Raw genomic sequence first — 809 nt, 5'->3', positions numbered from 1 at the left:
ACGTGATTGATGGTTCTCGCCTCCACCATTACCGCAAAGGCACAGGTGGTCGCGCAAAAACGGACGCCTCTGATGCGCAGCTACTTGCCCGCCATCTGCAACATGAAAAAGAGGCGTTGCGCCGCTGGAGCCCGCCACCCAAGGCGTATCGGACGCTGCAGACCCTACTGCGCCGCCGTGCGGCACTGGTCAAGGCGCGAACCATTATCCAGCAAAGCCTGGGTGCAGAGCCGCTACTCAAAGCGGGCTTGAAGAGGTTGATCTCTCAGATCAACACGCTGGATGCACAGATCCAGAAACACCTTCGCGACACGGTAAGAGACGCTGGGCTCAGCGAACAGGTGCAACGGTGCAAGGCCCTGGAGGGCGTGGGCGATCTGACCGCCTACGCTCTGGTCATGGCCTTCTTAAGGGGCGACTTCAGGAACAGTGATGCCTTCGTGGCCTTCCTGGGGATGGACGTTCACGTGAGAGACTCAGGCACCAAAACCGGCAAGCGAAAACTGACGAAGAAAGGGGACTCAGAAGCTCGCAGGCTGCTTTACTGCGCGGCCATGGTCGCTCGCCGGAGCAAGCGTTGGGCTGGGGTCTATCAGGCTTATCTGGACCGGGGGCTGGCAACCATTCAGGCGCTGGTCATCCTGGCGCGCAAACTCGTTCGCATCGCCTTCGCGCTTATGAAAAATGGCACCGACTATCAGCCGGCCCCTGCCTCATGAAGACTGGGGTGGACAACATAGAATCTCCTACAGTGATTCTGTACCAGCGGGGACGGTTGCAAATACCTTCTCCCACAACGCCGGCAGGAA

General features: G+C 59.2%; 1 protein-coding gene. It reads left to right on the top strand.

All coding sequences use genetic code 11. The annotated features are described in order from the left end of the window. Positions 1-719, top strand: a 719-nt coding sequence (locus tag A3730_RS13115) for an IS110 family transposase (protein WP_063538207.1), incomplete at its 5' end; no start/stop codon positions are given. Positions 720-809 lie beyond the last annotated feature (90 nt).

The sequence above is a fragment of the Alcanivorax sp. HI0044 genome (assembly GCF_001634945.1).
The sequence above is the reverse complement of the archived record's forward strand: the minus strand, read 5'-3'. Positions and strand labels throughout refer to the sequence as shown.